Below are 21,799 nucleotides of genomic sequence, written 5' to 3' on the forward strand. Positions count from 1 at the left end.
TCGGGCATGGCTCTCCTCCAATATGCTTCTTGTCTCGACAACTCGAATCATACCGGGGCGGGCCGTGCCCTCCTTCCTATCTGGACGCTATCCTGCTGTCAAAGTGCGCAAAAAATTGTACGTTACCGAAGCGGGAGGGCGGTTCCCGTTGGGCGCGGAACTGTTGCTTGTGCCACGGAACTGAAACGTTCGGGGTGCTTCAAGCATGCGGGGAAGAGCCGCGCGCGTCCGACTGGCGACTGGCGGTTCTCGCGCAAGGGGTCCATTCGCGGGGCGTTCCCCTCTCTCGTTTTCCGTCGCACTCCTCTATAATCTTTTGCGGGCGGTTTCTGCGGGAGAAAGCCCTTGATGGCCGGCTTGGAGTAAGGGGGAAGACGTGGCGGTTGGGGTTTTGAATGATGGCGGTGAACAGCCGCTGCGAGCCGAGATCGTTCTCTACCAAGCCGATGGGGCGAACGTGCCCGTGTCGGTCCGCTATATGAACGACACGATGTGGCTCACCCAAAGGGAGATGGGGGAGTTGTTCGGAACGACCGCATCCAACGTGAGCATGCACCTGAAGAATATCTTTGCCGAAGGCGAGCTTGCCGAAAGCGATTCGGTGATTAAATTCAGGATTTCTGAATTTAATAAAAAGCCCAGCAACCTCTATAATCTCGATGCGATCATCGCGGTGGGCTATCGCGTGAACTCCCTGAAAGCGACGCGCTTTCGCCAATGGGCCACGGCCACGCTCAAAGAATATATCGTGAAGGGCTATGTCCTGAACGACGATATGCTCAAGAACGGAGCGCCGTTCGGCAAGGATTACTTCGATGAGCTTATCGTGCGGATTCGGGATATCCGCGCAAGCGAGCGGCGCGTCTACCAAAAGATCACGGACATCTTCCAAGAGTGCAGCTTCGACTACGACAAAAACAGCGAGACGGCGCGCAGGTTCTACGCGACGGTGCAGAACAAGCTGCATTACGCGATAACCGGCCACACCGCCGCCGAGATAATCGCGGAGCGCTCGGATGCCGGCAAGCCGAGCATGGGCTTGACTTCATGGAAAGGCGCGCCCGAGGGGCCTATCCATTCGTCGGATGTCACGGTGGCGAAAAACTATCTGACGTACGATGAGATGGAAACTTTGAACCGTCTCGTCGCCATGTTCTTGGACGACGCGGAGCTGCGTGCGAAGGATCAGGTTCTGACGAGCATGGAGGATTGCGAACGGGCGCTCGACCAGTTTCTGAGCTACAATCGGCGCGAAGTGCTTCTCCATAAAGGAGAGCGGACGAAGAGGCAGGCCGATGAAAAGGCGCTGCGTGAATTTGCCGAATTCCGCAAGATCCAAGATCGCACTTACGAGAACGACTTCGAGAAGGAGATCAAAAGGATCCAAGGATCGAAAGGCTGAGGGAAAAGGGTCGTAGGTGTTCCTTCCGTGTAGTTTTCCCGCTCGAAAGCTTGAACGAACATCGCCTCTTCAAGGGCGAATATGTTTTCGGATCTTTTATAATCAACAACGGTACAGCCATTCTTTTTGAGATGCGGATAGAGGGGTCCCCATGTCGTCGATAAGCCGAATCGCCAAAGAGGCCAAGCAGCCGCGCGGCGGGTACGTGAAGCTGGAAGAGTTCCATGAGCAGTCGTTCGACGACGGCATGTGCGTGGTCGGTGCTTTCAGCATCTCTCCTTCGATTGTCGGGCTCGCCGTCGATTATCTGACGCGCATGATGCTTGGCGCGTCGGCTGAAGAGGCCTTCGAGGTATCCTTGAAGGGGGCCCGCCTGATCGGGCGGGGCGAGCACGCAAAGGCTTTGGAAATGGTGGACTCCCTTCGACGCAAGGATGGCGACGCCCTTTTGGATGAAGAGGGCATTCGCTTCGCGTGCAGGCTTTCGGGGTACGATGTTGCCTATCGCCGCGGAAAACAGGATTTCAAGCCAGTGGACGGCATCGATCCCGACGAGAGAACCGTCGCGGACATCCGTCTTATGGCGGCGCGCTCGGCATCGTTTTTCAGTGGGCAGGGAAGCGACATCGTCAGCGGCTTCACGCTGCACGGCGGTATGACGGATAAGTTGGAAGCGGGGGACGGCGATTATGTGGCGGGCGGTACGCTCTGGGATCTCAAGTGCTCCAAACGCAAGCCGAGTGCAGAGCATACACTGCAGGTGATATGCTACTGGCTCGCCGGCATGAGATCGCGGCAGGGGGAGTTCGCGGACATAGAAGCCGTGGGGCTGTTCAACCCGCTGCTTAACAAGGCATGGACGAAGCCCCTCTCCGAAATATCAGACGAAGTGCTCGACGAGATCGCGGTCAAGGTGCTAAGCTATCCGTCTGCTCAAAAGGAGCGCGCCCCTCGACGTTCCAGCGCCGGGACGACCGTGTACGATGTGGTGGATGCGATCAGGCGGGAGTGCGCATCGGAATCCGACAAGGGTTCTCGCTTCGAGCGCGCGGTGCGCTTCTACCTCAAAAACGACCCCTTGTGGCGCGGCCGTTTGGAAGAGGTGTGGCTGTGGGCGGATGCCCCCACCAACGACGGGCGCGATATAGGTATCGATTTGGTGGCGAAGGATCGCGAGGATGGGGCGTATTGGGCCATCCAATGCAAGTGCTACGACGAGGAATCTAGCTTGGATTACCGGACGGTTGCCACGTTCTATGGGGCTGTGGGGACGGGGGAGACGTATGCCCACAATATGATCGTGAGTACAACCGAGCATTTCGGCCCGAATCTCGATAGAGCTGCGGGCAAGTGGAGGACGGTTCGTCTGTTCCTCGACGAGATGGCTCAGGCCGATGTCGACTGGAAGGCGTTTTTGGAGGGCTCCGACATTGGCCAGCGCAAGCTCTTCGAGCCTCGCGAGTATCAGGAAGAGGCGATAGGAAAATGCCTTGAGGGGTTCGCGCATGCGGACAGGGGGAAACTCGTCATGGCATGCGGAACGGGCAAAACCCTGACTGCCCTGCGTTTGGCCGAGCGCTTTTGCCCGCGCGGGCGGGTGCTGTTCCTCGCTCCTTCGATCTCGCTTGTGGCCCAAACGCTGCGCGTGTGGGCGAATCAGGCGGCTTGTCCTTTGCGGTGCGCCGTAGTGTGTTCCGATGCCAAGGCGTCGAGAAACGAGGATGCGTGGGAATCCTCTCTCAAAGACGTTCCGTTTCCCGCGTCGACCGACCCTTCGGAAATCATCAGGCAGGTGGGGTCTGATAACGCCGAGGGGCTGACGGTGGTGTTTTCCACCTACCAATCCATCCAAGCGATCATCGATGCGCAGGACGCCGGGCTGGCCGACTTCGACCTCTGCATCTGCGACGAGGCCCATCGCACCACGGGTGCGCGCGACATGAGCGACTCCAAAGAGGATGAGAGTGCGTTCACCAAAGTCCACGACGCGAACGCCTTGCGTGCCCGGAAGCGCCTGTACATGACCGCCACGCCGCGCGTGTACGGCACAGCGGCGAAACGCAAGGCCCATGAGGAGAGCTACGAGCTGTCTTCGATGGACGATGAGGAGAAATACGGCAAGGAGCTATACCGACTCTCGTTCGGCTGCGCGGTCGAGAAAGGACTGCTGGCCGATTACCGTGTGCTGATCCTTACGGTGTCGGAAGCCATGGCGTCTGAGGTGTATCAGCAGATGATGGCGGCCGAGGAGGGCTTCGACGTGCCGGAGGCCGCCAAGATACTCGGTTGTTGGAAGGGCTTGACAACTCGCGGAGAGCGTATGTGTGATCTGAACCTGCAAAGGATCGACATGGGAGAGGGCGAAGCGGTGGAGGACTGGCTTGTCGATCTGCCCGACCCCATGCGCCGCGCCGTGGCGTTTTGCTCGAAGATCGACGAGTCGAAGCGTTTCGCCGATCTTTTCCAGCGCGTGGTGGATGTCTATCGTGACAAGGTCGATCTGCGAAACCCGCTGCGTGTAGAGTGCCAGCATGTTGACGGCAGCATGGATTCTGCTACGCGCAAGCGCAAGCTGAGGTGGCTTGAAGAGGATCCTGCCGAAGGCGAGTGTCGCGTGCTCGCGAACGCGCGATGCCTCTCCGAGGGAATAGATGTCCCCGACCTCGATGCGGTGCTGTTTATGAAGCCGCGCAAAAGCCGAGTCGATATCATTCAGGCCGTGGGCCGGGTTATGCGCAAAGCTCCCGGCAAGCGCTACGGCTACGTCATCTTGCCGGTGGTGGTGCCTGCGGGCAAATCGCCGGAGGAGGCTCTGGACGACGACAAGGCATTCGACGTGGTGTGGGAGGTGCTGCAAGCGCTGCGTAGCCACGACGAGCGGTTGGATGCGCGCATCAATTCGCTGATGCTCTCCGACGAGGGTGTCGAAAGCAACATCCTCGTCGATGAGCTGGGCATGTCGGGTGACGACCTGTCCATCGTCCAAGAAAAGCTCGATCTCGGGTGGGGTCTTGACGAATGGCAAGATGCCATGGAGGCGAAGCTTGTCAAGAAATGCGGCACGCGTGTGTACTGGGAGGATTGGGCCGATGATGTGGCGGGTATCGCGAGCAGGCATATAGAGCGTATCCGCAGCATCGTCGCATCGGATGAGCGCGCGGGAAGGGAGTTCGGGCGGTTCGTGCAAGGTCTGCGCGACAGCTTGAACCCCGGCGTGACCGAGGAATCCGCAATCGAGATGCTTGCGCAACACCTCATCACGCTGCCCGTGTTCGAGGCGCTTTTCGGGGATGCGTCGTTCGCGAAGAGTAATCCCGTGTCGCGTGCCATGGAGGGGATGCTCGACGTGTTGCGCGCCCATGCTATGGAGAAGCGCGAAGACGACGACGTGTTGGAAACGCTGTACGCGAGTGTGCGCAGCCGCGTTTCCGTCATCCAAAGCGATGCAGGACGCCAAGCCATCATCAAAGAGCTCTACGAGGGCTTCTTTAGCAAGGCGTTCAAGGGAACGTCTGAGAAGATGGGCATCGTGTACACGCCGAACGAGATCGTGGACTACATCCTGCATGCGACCGACCGCATGTTGAAGGCCGAGTTCGGCGAGGGGCTGGGCAGCCCCGGCGTGCACATTCTCGACCCGTTCGCGGGCACGGGCACGTTCATGGCCGAGCTTATAGCCTCGGACATCATCAGCGACGAGGAGCTGCCGGGGAAATATGCGCGGGAGCTGCACAGCAATGAGATATTGTTGCTCGCCTACTATATTATGACCATCAATATCGAACAAGCGTACCATTCGAGAATGCAGAGAGAGAGAGAGAGAGAGAGCTCTTCGCTGCATAACGGGCAGGGCGGCCTGAGCTACGAGCCGTTTCCCGGAGCGGTGCTCACCGACACGTTCCAGATGACGGAAGAGGGCGACACGCTGGATGAGAGCGTGTTCACGCAGAACTCCGAACGTGTGGCAGCGCAGAACAAGCTGCCTATCCGCGTGATCGTGGGCAACCCTCCGTATTCGGTGGGTCAGAAGAACGAAAATGACAACAATGCAAACCAGTCGTATTTTTCGCTTGACGGGCGAATCAGGGATACGTATGTCGCCAAATCGTCTGCAAAGCTGGCCAAAGGGGCATACGATTCCTATATCCGTGCTTTTCGATGGGCTTCCGATCGTATGGGCGATCGCGGTATCGTATGCTTCGTGACAAATGCCGGTTGGATTGATGCTTCGGCGACTGACGGGTTCCGCAAATGTCTTGCCGAGGATTTCAGCAGCGTGTGGGTATTTCATTTGCGAGGGAATGCGCGGACGTCGGGCGAAGAACGTCGGAGGGAAAGAGACAATGTTTTCGGGCAGGGGACGCGGACACCTATCGCCATCACCATGTTGGTCAAGAATCCCGATAGCCCCGATCATGGGCGTATCTTTTTTCATGATATCGGAGATTACCTGTCGCGTGAACAGAAGCTGGCAATCGTTCGCAAAGCTGCGCATGAGGGGGTTTGCAGTTGGCAGGAAATCACTCCCGACCGCCATGGGGACTGGCTTAATCAGCGCGATGATTCGTGGTATGAGTTTGCTCCGACGGCTATTGACAAATGCGTTGAAAAAAGGGCGACTGCATTCGGGATCTTTAAGCTGTTCTCCTATGGGGTCGTAACCAATCGTGATGCTTGGACGTATAGCTTCTCGTTGCCGGATCTTCGATCCAATATGACAAGCATGCTGGAAGTTTTTAATTATGAGCAACGACGCATGAAAGAGCTTGGTGCGACAAAAAAGCAAGAAAGTCTTCTTGATAATGATGGGACGAAAATAAAATGGACGCGTCGGCTAAAAGACTACTGTTTTTCGGATAGGATTATTGAAGTTGAGCCATGCTGGGCAATAAGCATGTATCGGCCATTTTGCAAGCAATGGTTGTATTTCAACAGCGAATTGAACGAAATGACGTACCAGCAAACACGCCTTTTTCCGTTCACTCTAAGCGAGCGGAAAAACAAAGGACGTGTCAGCAAACACGTTTCATCAACGCTTCTGGGCGAAGGCGAAATGACGTACCAGCAAACAATGATCGATCAATTGCCTAATAAGGGAATATATGTTACAGGGGTTGGTGCGGCAAGTTCATTTTCTGCTTTGATGACGGATTGTGTTCCGAATTTGCACTTGCAAGATACGGGTCAGTGTTTCCCCCTCTACTGGTACGAAGAGCAAGAGCCCCTTGGCGGCCTATTCGGCGATGGCGACGGGCGAGGCTATACGCGTCACGATGCTATCACCGACGAGGCGCTGCATGTGTTTCGCAATACGTATCCCGATGCGTTCGGCGCGCGGCATGGCAAACCTGCGCGGGCCAAGAAACACGGCGGATCGGAGCTTACCAAGGAGGACATCTTCTACTACATTTACGGCATCCTACATTCACCTGAGTATCGCACACGTTTCGAGGCTAATCTGAAAAAAGAGTTGCCGCGCATTCCCTTGGCCGACGACTTCGCGCGCTTCTCAAAGGCCGGTCGCGCGTTGGCCGACTTGCATCTGCGTTACGAGACGGTGGAGCCGTGGGATGGCATCATCGAGGAGGGGGATAGCGCAAACCCCGGGCGCACCGAGAAGATGCGTTTCGGAAAGTGCAAGAAGGACGACGCGCATCCCAAGGGCGAGGATGTCACCGTGCTGTGCGTTTCTGAGAACATGGTGCTGCGCAATATTCCCGAGCGTGCGTATGATTACGTGGTCAATGGAAAGAGCGCCATCGGGTGGCTGATGGATCGCTACCAGGTGCGCACCGACAAAGCATCCGGCATCGTGAACGACCCCAACGACTACAGCGACGATCCCCGCTACATCGTCGATTTGGTGAAGCGCGTGGTGCGCGTGTCGATGGAGACGTTGGAGATCGTCGGCAGCCTGCCTCCGCTCAACGAGAAGCCCCAGTCCGCCGACTGGCCGCTGTCGTGGAGAATGGAGGGCTGAGGAGGGTCGCAAGCGGTCCTTCCGCGTGGCCCTCCCTTCCCGCTCGTCCCGTCCCGCCCTCTGCATATGTGATTTTGGTTGCTCGTGGGGGCGGGGGGCGGTGGGCGAGGGCGGCATCGTATATACTTCTGCTTTGCATGAATCGGAGCACCTCGAATGGGCTGGGGCGGCGCCAAGTTCCGAACCTGGTCAGGTCCGGGAGGAAGCAGCCATAAGGGACCGCTGACGAGCGCCCCCGCCTATTCGGGGTGTTTTGATGTTGCGGCCCGTCGAACGCGGGCGTTGCTGAGCCGGTATGTGCATACGCGAAAGGCGCACATGGATATCATCGATTTCTTCGTCAACTTGCTGTCCGATCCGCGGGGGGCCATCGCCGGGTGGATCGCCACGCTCGGTGCGGTGTGGGTGTACTCGCCGCTGTTCCTCATCGTATTCGTGGAGACCGGCGTGGTGTTCTTCCCGTTTTTGCCGGGAGACTCGCTGTTGTTCGCGGCGGGCGTGTTCTCGGCCGATGGCGGCGGGTTGAACGTGTTCGCCACGCTTGTCGTGTTTTACGTGGCGGCTATCTTGGGCAATACCTCGAACTACTGGATCGCGCGCGTGTTCGGCAAGCGCATCATCGATTCGGGCAAGGTGAAGGCGCTCACGCCCGAGCGCATGGCGAAGCTCGACCACTTCTTCGAGAAGTACGGCGGCCTCACGATCATCATCACGCGCTTCATGCCGTTCTTCCGCACGTTCGCGCCGTTCATCGCGGGCACGGGGCATATGAACTTCGCGAAGTTCACGCTGTTCAACTGCATCGGCGGCATCGCGTGGGTGAGCCTGTTCGTGCTGGTGGGGTATTTCTTCGGCGGCATCCCGCTTGTGCAGGAGCACTTCGAGGTGATTGTGTTGGGCATCGTGGCCGTGTCGGTGGCGCCGGCGGTGATCGGCGCGGTGAAGGCGGCTTTGGGCTCGCGCAAGAAGAAGGCGTAGGCGGGCTGCGCAGAGCAGTGGGCGAAGTGGGCTCGGCGCGCCGTTCATGGGCGTGCTGCTGATGCTGTGTGGTTGGCGGCGCTGCGTGCCGACCGATGCGGTTGCCGATATAATGGAGGGGAACTGACGAATCGGATTGCGACGCCCGCCGTCCGGCAGCATGCGCGTGGAGGATGACGTTCCCATGTCGGAAGCACTGTACAGGAAATACCGACCGCAGATCTTCGAGGACGTGGTCGGCCAAGAGCATATCGAGCGTACCATCAAAAACGCCATCGAGCAGGACAAGGTGAGCCACGCCTACCTGTTCACCGGCCCGCGCGGCACGGGCAAGACCACGACGGCGCGCTTGCTGGCCAAGGCGCTTTTGTGCGAGCACGGCCCCACGCCCGAGCCCGATGGCACCTGCGACGATTGCGTGATGATCGCCAACGGCGAGCACCCCGACGTCTACGAGCTGGACGCCGCGAGCCGCACCGGCGTGGAGAACGTGCGCGAGGAGATCATCGGCCGCGTGCAGTTCGCCCCCACGCGCGGACGCTACAAGGTGTACATCATCGACGAGGTGCACATGCTGTCCGTCCCGGCGTTCAATGCGCTGCTGAAAACGCTCGAGGAGCCGCCGAGCCACGTGGTGTTCATCTTGGCCACCACCGACCCGCAGAAGGTTCCCGAGACCATTCACTCGCGCTGCCTGCGCTTTGACTTCCGGCGCATCTCGCAGGAGGCGCTCGTGTCGCGCTTGGGCGCGGTGTGCGTGTCGGAAGGCGTGGAGTTCGAGGGGGAGGCGCTCGATCTCATCGCGCATCGGGCCGAAGGCGGCATGCGCAACGCGCTCACCTCGCTCGAGCAGCTCATCGCGTTCGGCGAGGGCAAAGTGACGCTCGAAGTGGCCGAGCGCATGCTCGGCGGGGTGGACACGAACGACCTTGCCGAGATCGTGCGGGCCATCGGCACGCGCGACGTGGCCGCGTGCTTCCGCTGGACGGCGGAGTTCGTGGAGACGGGTGCCGACCTCGCGCAGTTCACGCGCGATCTGGCCGAGCATGCGCGGAACCTGTACGTGATGGCGCTGGTTGGCACTGATGTGCCGCTTGAGGTGAGCGATGCCGTGCGCCGCGAGCTGGCAAGCGAGCTGCCGCTGTTCGGTCCTGACCGCTTGGCGCGCCTGCTGGGCGTGCTGGGGGATCTGTCGGCCGAGCTGAAGACGTCCACGAACCCGCGCCTGTCGTTCGAGATCGCGCTCACGCGCATGGTGCGGCCCGATTCCGACCTCACGCTCGAGGCGCTGGCCGAGCGCGTGGAGGCTTTGGAGAGCGGCTATTCGGCGGTCGCTCACGTGACGAGCGCGCCTGTGGGCGTTTCAGGCGGCGGGTCTGCGCAGGGCGGCGAGGGCGTTTCGCGGCGGGGGGCTGAAAGCGCAGCGCCGCCGTCTCCTTCCGTGCCGCCGACGGCGCCTTCCTTCCATGCGCCGGTGGAGGGGCGCGGCGAGGGCGGGGCGTCCGCGCCGACGCAAGCGGTCGATCATGTGCGAACCTCTGGGCCGGTGGCCGGAGAGGGGGGAGCGCCGACTGGCATGCGCGGATCGGCGGCGGTCGCCGAAAGCATGCCGCCGTCCTCCGTGGCGAAAGGGCACGGGGGCGGTTCGTTTGCGGCCGCGCACGTCGAATCGGCGTCGGGGGCGGCGATGCCCCATCCTGTTTCGCGCGACGAGGCGCACATGCAGGCGGGGGCTCAGGCAGAGGCGCAGGTGTCGGGCCGCGTTTCGGCTTCCGCTTCGGTATCGGCTCCAACTCCAGCTCCAGCTCCAGCTGCGTCTGCGTCTGTGGCCGCGTCTGCCGAAGGGGGCGCGCCTTCGCCGGCGCTTGCCGCCAGCTTCCAAAACCCCGCCTCCCTCCAGCGCGTGTGGCAGGCGACGCTTGCGACGCTCAAGAAAAACAAGGCCGCATACGGCGTGCTGTTCCTCAACACGAAGGCCGCCTACGATGCGGGCAAGGGCTTGCTGCGCATCGATTTTCCCGCAGAGAACGCGTTCGCGTTCAAGGCGGTGCAGAAGCCCGAGGTGCGCGAGGCGGTGAGCCAGGCGCTTGCCCAGGCATGCGGGGAGGCCGTGTCGTTCGCGTACGCCCAAGGCGGGGCGGTGTCCGCTCCTGCGGTGGTGCCTGCCGCTTCCGCGCCGACGCCTTCGGCCCCTGTCGCTGCGCCAGCGGCGGCTTCTGCCCCTGCGGCTCCGGTTGTGCCCGCCGCTCCCGCGCCGGTTCCTGCGGCGGCCCCCGTCGTCGCTCCCGCGCCGGTTTCCACCCCGGCGCCAGCTTCCGTGTCGGCTCCGGCCCCTGTGGCGGCTCCCGTTTCCGCTCCGGCTCCGGCCCCCGCTCCGGTTTCCGCTCCCGCGCCGGCTGCTGCACCGGTGCCGCCCGTATCGGCTCCCGCGCCAGCGGCTCCCGCATACGACATCCCGCCTTACGAGGACGAGGTGGTCCCTTACGACGACTACCTGCCTCCCGAGGCTGAAGAGGACGCGATGCCACCTATGCCGCCGGTGTCGCCCGAGGCTCCGAAGGGCGTGACGCCTCCCGCTCCCGCGTCGGCGTCCGGCCCTTCCTTTGCGGCGGCCCCCGCGCCTTCCGACGCGCGCACGTCGGCCACGCCGACCGCGTCGTCGGGCGCGCAGACGCCTGACGAGCTGCAGGCCGTGCTCGAGGCGGGATTCGGCCAGGGCATCGTGGTCGAAGAAGTGAGGGAGTAGCGGTTCGGGCGGCCGAGTGGGTCAATCGCAATCGACGGATCAAGCAAGAGAGAAGAGAAGGAGCGTTTCCCATGGACATGAAGAAGATGATGAAGCAGGCTCAGCGCATGCAGGCCGAGCTTGCGAAGGCGCAAGAGGAGATCAAGGACCTCACGTTCGAGGCGACGGCTGGCGGCGGCATGGTGAAGGCGGTCGCCACGGGCGACATGGCCATTTCCAGCATCACCATCGATCCCGAGGCGGTCGATCCCGAGGACGTCGAGATGCTGCAGGACATGGTGGCGGCCGCGGTGAACGAGGCCCTGCGCGGTGTGTCCGACATGAGTGCCCAGCGCTTGAGTGCCGCCACGGGCGGCATGAGCATCCCCGGCCTGATGTAACCTGGAGCCTGAGGGAGATCGTCATGTACGCAGCGCCGTCCATCCAGAAGCTTCTCGACGAGTTGGAGCGTCTTCCCGGCGTCGGCCCGAAGTCGGCTCAGCGGATAGCCTACTGGATTCTCAACGCCGACAAGGCGACGGCGCTGCGCCTTTCCGAGGCCATTGCGGAGGTGAAGGACCAGGTGCGCTTCTGCAGCCGGTGCTTCAACTACGCCGAAGACGAGCTATGCGAGATATGCCGGTCGGCCAAGCGCGACGAGCGCACAATCTGCGTGGTCAGCGAGCCGCGCGACATCCCGCCCATCGAGCGCACCGCCGTCTACGACGGCGTGTACCATGTGCTGGGCGGCGCGCTCTCGCCTATGGAGGGCATCGGCCCCGACGATTTGCGCATCGTCGAGCTGATGAAGCGCCTGTCTTCCGGCGAGGTGACCGAGGTCGTGCTTGCCACGAACCCCAACGTCGAGGGAGAGACGACGGCTGCGTACCTCGCGCGCCTCATCAAGCCGCTCGGCATCCGCGTCACCCGCCCTGCAAGCGGTCTGCCCGTGGGCGGCGACCTCGAGTTCGCCGACGAGGTGACCCTCGGCCGCGCCATCGAAACCCGCCGCGAGGTGTAGAGGGGTGGAGGGGTGGAAGGCCCCGTGCGGCGCTCGCGCTAGCCTCTCGGATCGGCTTGCCTTTGCGACGCGGCGCGGCATCCCCGGCTCCTGTTTCTAGGGTTTGCGCACGAAATATGCCAGATTGCTACGCGCTTTTTCTCACGAAGGCGATTTCCCCTGCTCGTCAATCGCGAACAAGGGAAAGCCTCCCGTTTTCTCTGCGAAGCATGCTGAATGCGTTCCCGTTTTGGATTGAGCGAGGCAATCTAATGAATTTTGTGTACGGGGGATGCCGAAGTGCGCATGCGTGTGCGCATGATGCTGGACGGTGGCAACCTGCGGCACGGAAGCTCAGGGATGCGCTGCTAGACGCTCGTCGTTCTTCTGCGGCTTTCGCGGCGTACTGCGGTCGAGAGGGCTGCTGCGCTTCTCGACAGCTGCTGGGGGCGCGAGACGCTTGCCGGGCTGAATGACCTTTGTTGGCATGCGGTATGCGGCGATAGGGCAGATGGGCTCTGCTCGCCGCGCTCCCTGCCCTGTCCTCAAACGCAAAAAACGGGACGTTGCCGTCCCGTAAGCAAGAAGAAGGGTCCTGCCCCCTCCAAAAAACAGGACCCTTTCGTAAAGAAAAGGGTCCTGTTTTTTGGAGGGGGCAGGGGCGGGGAGGCGAGCGGACAAGTGAGCTGTGCGACGGTGACGCAGGGGCGTGGCCTTCTCCTTCGTTCTTCACCCCTTCCGTCCTTCTCGATGCGCTCGCGCACGTTGCGCTTGCTGCCCCGTCGCTCCGTCGTCTCGTCGCCCCGTCGCAGCGAGCGGCGGGGCGGCTTCTGCTATACTGAGCGCCGAACAGACGAGGGCGAGGTGCGCATGATCAACATCCCCAGTCCGGCCCTGTCCATCGTGGGTCGGCACAACTCAGGCAAGACGACGCTCATCGAACGGCTCATCGCGGAGCTCGTGCGCCGCGGGCACGACGTGGGCAGCGTGAAGCACCACAGCCACGTGGGCTTTGACATCGACATCCCCGGCAAGGACTCGTACCGCCATCGCGCGGCGGGTGCGAGCGAGACGGTGATCGCGGCCCCGGGGCAGATGGCGTGCGTCAAGACGGTGGAGGGCGAGTTGGAGTGCGCCGACATCGTGCGCGGCATGCCGGGGCACGACATCGTGGTGGTGGAGGGCTATCGCAAAAGCGGGCTGCCCACCATCGAGATCATGCGCGCGGGAAACGAGGCCGACGCGCGGGTGGCCGAGGTGTTCGCCGAGGGCGCGCGGCGCGGCTGGCCGCTGGGGACCGACTTCACGCAGTTCACGCGTGGGGCGGTGCCTCCGGCCGACGATGAGGCGCGCGAGGCGCTGCGGCGCGCCGAGGCCGATTCGCGCGGCGCGGCTGGTCGTGCGTCGGGCGAGCATTTCAAGACCCAGCATCCCGACCACGCCGACATCTCCAACAAGCTGCCCACCGCGAACACGGTGGCCGTGGTCACCGACATCGACGCCGCGTGTGAGGCGGCGGCGCTTTACGGCGTGCCGGCCTTCGGTTTCGACGACGTGGCGGGCCTTGCGGATTTCGTCGAGGAGCATTACGTGCGTCCGCGCGTGACGGTGGTCATCCAGGCCGGCGGCGAGAGCCGTCGCATGGGCCAGAGCAAGGCGACGGTGCCGTTTGCGGGCCGCCCCCTCATCTGCCGGATCGTCGAGCGCTTGGCCCCTGCGGCCGACGACTTGGTCATCACCACGAACGAACCCGAGAACCTGGCGTTTCTCCATGCCGAGTTCCCGCAGCTTCGCATCCAGCTCGTGCGCGACGTGTACGACGTGCGGGGGGCGCTGCCGGGGCTGTGCACCGCGCTCGAGTCCGCGCGCAACCCCTACGTGGCCGTCGTGGCCTGCGACATGGTGTTCGCGTCCGCATCGCTGGTGGTGGCCGAGGCGCTGGCCATGAACGAGTCCGGCGCCGACGTGGTGGTCCCGGTGAACAAGCACGGCTTCGAGCCCTTCCACGCGCTGTACCGTCGCGCCGGCTGCCTGCCGGCCGTGCGCGCGGCCATCGACCGGGGCGAGAAGCGCGCCCAGTCGTTTTTCGGCGAGGTGGAGGTGTTCGAGTTCACGCAGGATCGCGTGCTGGAGGCCGAGCCCATGGGAGGATGCTTCATCAACGCCAACACGCCCGAGGAGTTGCATGCCCTCGAGGAATCGTTCCTCGAGAAGTAAGGGGGTTTTCGGATGCCGAATCTCGTCGATCTCGTGGAAGTGGCCGAAGCGCTTGAGACGAAGGCGGTGTACCTCGCGTCCGACCGCTGCGTCGTGGTGCGCAACCGCCATGCGTCGTGCGCGAAATGCTCGGAGGCGTGCCCAGTCGACGCGGTGTTCGCTGCCGACAACGTGCTTTCTCTCGACGCCGAGGCGTGCGTGGCCTGCGGGGCTTGCACCACGGCGTGCCCCACCGAAGCGCTCATCCCCCTGCAGCCGCTCGACGACGACCTGGCGTCCGCGGTGGCCTCCGGCGTGGTGGCTGCCGGCGGCACAGCTGTGTTCGCGTGCGCGCGCATCGCGTCGAAGCACGTGGGCGATCCGACGAAGTACGCCGAGGTGCCGTGCCTTGCGCGCATGGAGGAGAGCGTGCTTCTGGGTTTGGCCGCGCGCGATGTGCGCGACATCGTGCTGGTGGACGGCACGTGCGCCACGTGCAAGTTCCGCGCGAACGTCCCCGGCATCGATGCGGTGGTGGCCTCGGCGAACGACCTCATCGCGGCGCAGGGCTCGGATATCCGCGTAAGGCGCGCGTCGGCGTTTCCCGAGAACGTGCTGCTGGAGGATCGGCGCACGCTTTTGGGCGAGTCGCGCCGCGGGTTCTTCGCGAGCGCGCGTTCGCGCGCCAAGGATGCGGCGGGCACGGCGGCCGAAGTGATGGTGTTCAAGAACGACGGTGCCGGAGCGCCGACGCTGCGCGATCGGCTGCGCATGTCGGATGCGGGCACGCTTCCCCAGTTCAACCCCCAAAGGCGCATGCGCGTGCTCGACGCGATGGACGCGCTGGGCGCCTCTGTGGCACCCGAGATCGACACGCGCCTGTTCGGCAGCGTGCGCATCGATGCCGAGCGCTGCTCGGCATGCGGTATGTGCACGGTGTTCTGCCCGACGGGCGCGCTGAGGAAAAGCGAGGTCGTGCCCGACGACGGCACGGGCAGCTACCTGGAGTTCTCGGCGGCCGATTGCGTGCAGTGCAACCTGTGCGCGGACGCGTGCCTTAAAAGCTGCCTCGAGGTGAGCTCGACGGTGAGCACCGAGGAGCTGTTCGATTTCGAGCCGCGGCTCATCCGCTTGCCCGACCCTCCGAAGCGCCCCGGCATCTTGGGCAGCCCCAAGCGGTAGGGGCGGCTCGGCGCCCGACGACGGACAAGGAGATCGCATGGGCTTTTCCCTCGAGACGAGCGTTTCTGCGCTCACGGTGTTCGTGCAGGGGCTTTTAAGCTTCTTCTCGCCGTGCGTGCTGCCGCTCATCCCGCTGTACGTGGGCTACCTTGCCGGCGGCACAGCGCAGGTGCGCGACGATGGCGCCATCGAGTATCCGCGTGCGAAGGTGCTCGTGAACACCGTGTTCTTCGTCGTCGGCGTGAGCTTCGCGTTCTTCTTGCTGGGCTTCGGGTTCACGGCGCTCGGCCAGTTCTTCACGGGCAGCCAGCGCGCGTTCTCGGTGGTGGCGGGCATCATCATGGCGCTGTTCGGCCTGTACATGCTGGGCGCGTTCGGCAAGGCGCGCGCGGTGGAGACCGAGCGGCGGCTGCCGTTTCGGCTTGACCGCTTCGCGATGAACCCGCTTGTGGCGCTCGTGCTGGGCTTCACGTTCAGCTTCGCGTGGACGCCGTGCGTGGGCCCGGTGCTGGCGAGCGTGCTGCTCATGGCGTCGTCGAGCGCGTCGGCTTGGACGGGGTATGCGCTCGTGGGTGTGTACACGCTCGGGTTCGTGCTGCCGTTTTTGGCGATGGGCCTGTTCACGGGCGCGGTGCTGCGGTTCTTCCGCGCGCACGGCAACGTGGTGAAGTACACGGTGAAGGTGGGCGGCGCGCTGCTCATCGTCATGGGCGTCATGACCGTGACGGGGTGGATGAACGGCGTGACGAGCTATCTGTCGTCGTTCGGCGCGGCGCCGGCCGCGCAGGAGGAGGCGGCAGATGCGGACGCTGGCGGCAATGCTGCGGACGGCGGGGCCGCCGGGGGCGATGCGGGAGGCGCGGGCGCGTCGGGATCCGGCTCCGGTTCCGAAGGCGCGTCATCGGAGGCTGTGGCCGCGCCGTTGGCCGACCTTGCGCTCGTCGACCAAAACGGCGTCGAGCATCGGCTATCCGACTACCGCGGCAAGGCGGTGTTCCTCAACTTTTTCGCCACGTGGTGCGGCCCGTGCCAGCGCGAGACCCCCGACATCGAGGCGCTGTACGCCGAACGCGGCCGCAACGAGGGCGATCTCGTGGTGCTGGGCGTGGCCAACCCCAAAACCGACGAGCATCCGCGAAACAGCGACGTGAGCGAGTCCGAAGTGCGCGCGTTCATCGACGAAGAGGGCATCACGTATCCGGTGCTCATGGACACGACGGGCCAGCTGTTCGCCGCCTATGGCGTGAGCGCGTTTCCCACCACGTTCATGATCGACGCGGACGGCAACGTGTTCGGCTACGTGAGCGGCATGCTCACCGCCGACATGATGGAGAGCATCGTGGAGCAGACGCTGGCCGGCGAGCAGAAGTAACGGGAGCGTTGAGCCCGCCGCGCGGTTTGCTGGCTTTGGCAGGGCGGGCCGTCTCAATGTGGATCGGTCTGCGCGCGGTTTGCGAGGCGCCGCGCAAAAGCGTAGGCGGCGAGAGGCGCGCGTGTTCCGCATGAAGCGGTGAGTTTTCTACGCCTCGCGTTTCGTGACAAAAGGCGTTTGGCGTTTTTTGCTTGAGAGGCGGCTTGTTCGGGCCCGTTGTCATAAGCCGTCGTTTGCCGCTTCGTCTGGAACGCTCGTCGGCGGCAGTGGGCCAAACGAGCGGCAAGAACAAATGTTTCACGTGAAACATTCGCTCACCGCCTGGGGAAACTCGGGCAGTGGTGCGTTTCGGGTGCTTTCTTCCACTTCGCATTCACGCTGTGCTTCACACGCCATGCTTCGCAAGAATTTCCCGCATCTGTTTACTTTACAGTGTAAAGAAAATGCGCTACTCTAAATTTACAGCGTAAAGTTATACGCATCCCGAGGGGTTCCGGGGGAGCCGTTCCGGGGAGGACCGCGAAAGAAGGAGGAGATCATGGGAGGAACCGACGTATCGCGCCGCTCGTTTCTTAAGGGCGTCGGTTTTGCCGGCTTGTCTGCAGGGGCGTTCGGCGCGTTCGGCGCAGCGGGCGTGGCGTTTGCCGACGATGCGTCTGCGGGCGAGGCGCAATCCGACATGTACCGCCGGCTTGCGTGCGACACGAACCTCGTGCCCGTCGCGAAGGCCGCATGTCCGGGTCCGCGCGGCCCGATCGGCTTTGAAGAGCGCGACATCGCCGCGAGCGAGATTGCGCGCACTGAAGAATTCGACATCGTCGTGGTGGGTGCCGGCATCGGCGGGCTTACGGCCAGCTTGAAGGCGGCCGAGGAGGGCGCGAAGGTCGTCTGCATCGAGAAGATGTCGAAGGGCCGCGGTTGCTTCGAGTGCTTCGGCGCCGTGAACGCGAAGTGCCAGGAGGGCACCGATATCGACAAGACGGCGCTGCTCGACGAGCTGTACCGCAGCGCGTACTGGCGCACTCGCCCCGAGCCGGCGCGCACCTACGTCGACCGTTCCGGCGAGGCGACCGACTTCTGGCAGGAGATGCTCGACAAAGGCGAGAGCGGCTTCGTCATCTCGAAGGTGGAGGAGGCCCCGTCCACGAACGGCATGCCAGCCACGACGCCGCTCATCGACACGGAGCTCGGCTTCTACGACAGCCCCTCTCTGCCGTCCGATGCGGATGTGCGCTCGGGTTACTCGGGCATCTACGTGTGTTTGGAGATGCAGGAGGTCGCGAAGACCTACGACAATCTTGATCTGCGCTTCAACACGCCGGGTGTGCAGCTTGTGCGCGAAGGCGGCAACGGACGCGTGACCGGCGTCATTGCCAAAAGCGGTGAAGAGTACATCCGGCTCGATGCTGCGAAGGGCGTCATTCTCGCCACGGGTGGTTACGACGCGAACCCCGAGCTCATGGAAGCCTGGACGCGTCCCGAGGACTACGCCACGTCGAGCTGGTGGAATCCCGGTTGGGGCACCACGGGCGACGGTCACCTCATGGGCATCAAGGTGGGCGCTCAGATGGACCCCTGTCCGCAGCCGGTCATGAACTTCCGCTGGGGCAACCCCGACTCGTTCTACGACGCGCGCACCTGGAACGCCATCTACTTCGCCATCATGGTGAACGGCGACGGCAAGCGTTTCGTGCGCGAGGACCTTCCGTTCCAGAGCGTGTCCAACGCGCAGAACGCCCAGCCCGGCTACGGAAAGAACTGCTGGCAGGTGTTCGACGAGACCATGTTCGAAGGCATGGAAGACGCCGTCGAGGAGTTCAAAGGCAAGGGCTGGCTGTTCGAGGGTTCCTCGCCCGAAGAGCTTGCGAAGGCGTGCGGCATCGACCCGCAAGGCCTTGCGGACACCATCGAGCGCTACAACGGCTTCTTCGAGCGCGGCGTCGACGAGGACTTCAACCGCGACCTTGCAGGCACCATTCCGTTTTCGGGCGCGCGTTTCTTCGCGCTGACCACGAACAGCTGCATTCTGGCCACGGTGGGCGGCTTGATGGTGGACGGAAGCTGCCGCGTGCTCGACACCGGCGACCAGGTCATCGAAGGTTTGTACGCCGTCGGGAACGCATCGGGTGGGTTCTTTGCGGGCAATTACCCGCGCCACATTCCCGGAACGTCCATCGGCCGCGCCGTCACGTTCGGCTACGTGGCCGCCGAGCACGCTGTGAAAGGAGCGTAACCCATGTTGAACGTCAAACGATCCACGCTCGGCGCCGTGTGTGCGGCGGCTCTTGCGCTGGGCCTTGCGATGGGGCTGGCGGCATGCGCGCCGAAAACCGCCGATTCCGTCAAAGGCTCGTCGTCGGGTTCCTCGGCCGCAACGTCCCAGGTGGCCGGCGACGGAACGGGCGCGTACGTGTCCGACGAGCAATGCCTGTCCTGTCACGGCGGCAGCTACGAGGCGCTTGCCGAGAAAACCGCCGACTACGGCGACAGCAATCCGCACGATTCCATTCACGGCGGCTACAGCTCCTGCGTGAACTGCCATGCGAAAGACAGGGAGATCACCGACAATCAGTGCATGCACTGCCACGACTGGCCGCATAACCCTGGGGCTTGAGGACGCGCCGTGCGCGACGCGTTTGCGCAGGCGTCCCGATCCCGTTCCTTTTGACGCGGGCGCTCCCGAGGCGCCCGCGTCGCGTTTGCGTTGATTTTCGTGTGAGGGGAGGAGCCGACCCGATGCGGCTTTCGGGTGCGCGTATACTGGCGGGCATGAAGCGAGCCGCCGCGAAGAAGGACGTCCTGAATGGAAAGCAAGCCGAAGCCCCCGACGAAACGATCGCTGACGAGGGGAGCCATCGTCGAAGCCGCCTACCGTATGATCGATAGGGAAGGCGTGCGCGCGTTCACGATGCGCGCGCTTGGTGCAGAGCTGGGAGTGTCGGCTATGGCGTTCTACGCGCATTTTTCGTCGCGCGAGGAGGTTCTTGCCGCAGTGCTCGAGCGTTTCATGGGGACTATGGACACCGATCCGGTTCCCGGTGAGCGTTGGGACGATACGATGCGGCGCACGATGACGTCAATCCATCGCGAGTTCTGCGCTCACCCCAACATGTACGACATCGATCTCGATCCAAGCGCGTCGTATCGCGGGTTGGCCGCGCATACGCGCAAGATCGTGGGGCTGCATCTTGCCCAGGGCATTCCCGAAGACGTGCTGACCAAAGCGTGGGCCATGATCGACGCGTTTTTGACGGGGTTCGACTCCAATGCCATCACGACGGAGCGGATGCGCCGCGCCATCTCGCCCGATGGCATTGACGACAACCTTCCCACATGGGAGCGGGTGGTGCGCACCGCCTATTCGGAGGAGTCGTTCCAAAACGGCATCGAGATGATCATCATGGGCGTACGGGGCCTCGCGGCGCCCGATCCGTGCGAGTGGCGCACTCCGAAATAGCGGGCGAATGGGCGGGTGGGCGTCGGGAAATCGCCGCGAAGATGGTCGTGCGGCGGGTGTCGGGGCCGCCCTGCTCCTGCGTCTGCGCTTGCGCCTATGCCTCCAGCAGGAAGCGCTCGACTTCGCGGTTGAAGGCTGCGGGGTTCTTGGCGGCGACGAAGTGGTCGCCGGGGACGAACGCAAGGCGCGCGTTCGGGATGCGCTCGGCGATGAGGCGGGTGTGGTCCTCGCGAATCATGTCGTTTTCCCCTGCAATGACGAGGGTGGGCGCGGTGAGTGCGGCCAACTCCTCGGGCGCGACGTTCGGGTCGTTCACCATGAGGCCCAGCATCTCGGCGTTCGCGAGGGCCTTCGCGCTGAGGCCGGCGAACAGGCGCGCCATGCGATAGCCCAGCTCGATGGGCGCCTGCACGGAGCGCTTCACGCCGCGGGTGTTCAGGTTCGCGCCGTTGAGGACGAGCTTTCCCACGCGCTCGGGGTGGGCGAGCGCGAACACGAGGGCGATGTTGCCGCCGTCGGAGAATCCGAGCAGGTGCGCGCGCTCGATGCCGCGCGCGTCCAAGAACGCCAGCAAGTCGCGGGCGAACTGCCGGATGGTGAAGGGAGCCTCCCCGCGCGGCGATTTTCCGTGGCCGCGCGTGTCGAGCGCCAGGACGCGGAAGCGCTGCGAGAAGTGCGCGATCTGGTGCGTGAAGTAGGTGCCGTCCTCGCCGTTGCCGTGCAGCAGGACGAGCGGCTCGCCGCCCCCGGTTTCCTCGCAGTGCAGTTCGATGTCCATGCGCGCCTTTCGTCCGCTCGGTGCCGCCTGCGCTTCGGGGCGGGCATTCGCTTCGATGATAGCAGGTGCACGGGCGTTGCGCACGGAAGTCGTTCGGCGGCGCGCCGTCGGGCGCGCGTCTGCGGCGGCTGCGCATGTTGCGAAAGCGCGCGGAAATGGCCACGAAACCGTGCTCTGGCACGGCGATTGCTCGTTTTCGTCCCAAAAGGGCGCTTTCCCGCAACGAAAGCCCAGGTCGGCAATTTCGGCAAGGTCGATGCGCTGTCGGAATGGAGCCGATTTGTGCCAGAGCGCGGTTTCGTGGCCAAAAAAGAGCCTCGTCTTTGTTGAGCCTGGCCTAACAGCGGCTGGGAGGGAAGATGTCTATGTTAAACCAGGATTGACACGAACTCTTGTTCGCTAAACCTTGAGTCGGGTTTGCTCTGACCGGAGGTTCGGAGGGTTCCCGCCCGCCGGGCGGGCGGGGTCTTCTGCGGCGCCGGCGGGGCCTCGCCCGGCGGGCCGATCTGGCCTATATCAATTTTGGTTTAACAGAGACAGGGAAGATATCTAGCACAAAATGACGGTTAAGAACGATTTTCCGCTTCTTATAGGAGCGTTTTTGGAGAAACACCAGGTCGCGAAATTAGATCTCGTTGGAAAATCGTTCTTAACCGTCATTTTGTGCTACTGCATCGACGCTTTTCTGGCAAAACCGCCGTTGACGCGACCTCACATTCTCCGAATCTC

13 protein-coding genes and 1 other RNA gene are annotated in these 21,799 nt (G+C 63.1%); 13 read left to right on the forward strand and 1 reads right to left on the reverse strand.

Annotated features, from left to right (window positions below; genetic code table 11):
• Positions 1-376: 376 nt before the first annotated feature.
• The 13 genes from rhuM to C2L80_RS00065 all read left to right on the forward strand — a co-directional run bounded on the left by rhuM (position 377) and on the right by C2L80_RS00065 (position 20,292).
• Positions 377-1,402, forward strand: coding sequence for a virulence RhuM family protein (rhuM, locus tag C2L80_RS00005; protein ID WP_204600494.1), 1,026 nt, complete (start codon positions 377-379; stop codon positions 1,400-1,402).
• A gap of 151 nt (positions 1,403-1,553) precedes the next feature.
• Positions 1,554-7,382, forward strand: coding sequence for a DEAD/DEAH box helicase (locus C2L80_RS00010; protein ID WP_204600495.1), 5,829 nt, complete (start codon positions 1,554-1,556; stop codon positions 7,380-7,382).
• A gap of 154 nt (positions 7,383-7,536) precedes the next feature.
• Positions 7,537-7,630: signal recognition particle sRNA small type (gene ffs / locus C2L80_RS00015), an RNA gene on the forward strand.
• 70 nt (positions 7,631-7,700) lie between these two features.
• Positions 7,701-8,360 (forward strand): VTT domain-containing protein, encoded by a 660-nt coding sequence (locus tag C2L80_RS00020; RefSeq protein WP_103262366.1) that lies wholly within the window; start codon positions 7,701-7,703, stop codon positions 8,358-8,360.
• 184 nt (positions 8,361-8,544) lie between these two features.
• Complete coding sequence (gene dnaX, locus C2L80_RS00025) at positions 8,545-11,106, forward strand: DNA polymerase III subunit gamma/tau (protein WP_103262367.1); 2,562 nt, start codon at positions 8,545-8,547, stop codon at positions 11,104-11,106.
• 71 nt (positions 11,107-11,177) lie between these two features.
• On the forward strand, positions 11,178-11,486 hold the full coding sequence (locus C2L80_RS00030) for a YbaB/EbfC family nucleoid-associated protein (protein ID WP_087196924.1): 309 nt from the start codon (positions 11,178-11,180) through the stop codon (positions 11,484-11,486).
• 23 nt (positions 11,487-11,509) lie between these two features.
• Positions 11,510-12,106 carry a recombination mediator RecR gene (gene recR / locus C2L80_RS00035; RefSeq protein WP_092198648.1) on the forward strand — a complete coding sequence of 199 codons (597 nt, stop codon included), beginning with the start codon at positions 11,510-11,512 and terminating at the stop codon, positions 12,104-12,106.
• Between the two features lie 849 nt (positions 12,107-12,955).
• Positions 12,956-14,302, forward strand: coding sequence for a molybdopterin-guanine dinucleotide biosynthesis protein B (gene mobB / locus C2L80_RS00040; RefSeq protein WP_103262399.1), 1,347 nt, complete (start codon positions 12,956-12,958; stop codon positions 14,300-14,302).
• Between the two features lie 12 nt (positions 14,303-14,314).
• Positions 14,315-15,463, forward strand: coding sequence for a 4Fe-4S binding protein (locus C2L80_RS00045; RefSeq protein ID WP_103262368.1), 1,149 nt, complete (start codon positions 14,315-14,317; stop codon positions 15,461-15,463).
• Positions 15,464-15,500: 37 nt separating this feature from the next.
• Positions 15,501-16,835, forward strand: a complete 1,335-nt coding sequence (locus tag C2L80_RS00050; protein ID WP_092198678.1) for a redoxin domain-containing protein — start codon at positions 15,501-15,503, stop codon at positions 16,833-16,835.
• Between the two features lie 538 nt (positions 16,836-17,373).
• Positions 17,374-19,068: an FAD-dependent oxidoreductase gene (locus C2L80_RS00055; protein ID WP_087196917.1), complete on the forward strand. Its 1,695-nt coding sequence runs from the start codon at positions 17,374-17,376 to the stop codon at positions 19,066-19,068.
• Between the two features lie 3 nt (positions 19,069-19,071).
• Positions 19,072-19,449: a cytochrome c3 family protein gene (locus C2L80_RS00060; protein ID WP_087196915.1), complete on the forward strand. Its 378-nt coding sequence runs from the start codon at positions 19,072-19,074 to the stop codon at positions 19,447-19,449.
• Between the two features lie 189 nt (positions 19,450-19,638).
• Entirely contained in the window at positions 19,639-20,292 is a 654-nt protein-coding gene (locus C2L80_RS00065; RefSeq protein ID WP_087196912.1) for a TetR/AcrR family transcriptional regulator, read from the forward strand.
• Between the two features lie 94 nt (positions 20,293-20,386).
• Here C2L80_RS00065 and C2L80_RS00070 read toward each other — a convergent pair whose 3' ends face one another.
• On the reverse strand, positions 20,387-21,070 hold the full coding sequence (locus C2L80_RS00070) for an alpha/beta fold hydrolase (RefSeq protein WP_087196911.1): 684 nt from the start codon (positions 21,068-21,070) through the stop codon (positions 20,387-20,389).
• Positions 21,071-21,799 lie beyond the last annotated feature (729 nt).

Origin of the sequence: Rubneribacter badeniensis (assembly GCF_002899695.1) — a bacterium.
Classification (GTDB): domain Bacteria; phylum Actinomycetota; class Coriobacteriia; order Coriobacteriales; family Eggerthellaceae; genus Rubneribacter; species Rubneribacter badeniensis.